Source organism: Rhodococcus sp. HNM0563, from assembly GCF_012726195.1.
Taxonomy (GTDB): Bacteria; Actinomycetota; Actinomycetes; order Mycobacteriales; family Mycobacteriaceae; genus Rhodococcus.
In genome coordinates this window covers 1-381 of record NZ_JAASAF010000048.1, presented here as the reverse complement: position 1 = coordinate 381, position 381 = coordinate 1, and the positions used below count along the sequence as shown (strand labels likewise).

Here is a 381-nt window from a genome sequence, read left to right as displayed (position 1 = left end):
CGGTAGGGGTTGTTGTGTGTTGTTTGAGAACTGCACAGTGGACGCGAGCATCTTTGTTGTAAGTGTTTATGAGCGTACGGTGGATGTCTTGGCACCAGGAGCCGATGAAGGACGTGGGAGGCTGCGATATGCCTCGGGGAGCTGTCAACCGAGCTGTGATCCGAGGATTTCCGAATGGGGAAACCCAGCACGAGTGATGTCGTGTTACCTGCCGGTGAATATATAGCCGGTGTGGAGGGAACGTGGGGAAGTGAAACATCTCAGTACCCACAGGAAGAGAAAACAACATGTGATTCCGTCAGTAGTGGCGAGCGAACGCGGAAGAGGCTAAACCATGGGTGTGTGATACCTGGCAGGGGTTGCACTCGTGGGGTTGTGGGG

At 54.6% G+C, this 381-nt stretch carries 1 rRNA gene; it reads left to right on the top strand.

What is annotated here, in order from left to right:
- Positions 1-56 precede the first annotated feature (56 nt).
- Positions 57-381, top strand: a 23S ribosomal RNA gene (locus tag HCA61_RS25910); the annotation flags it as partial.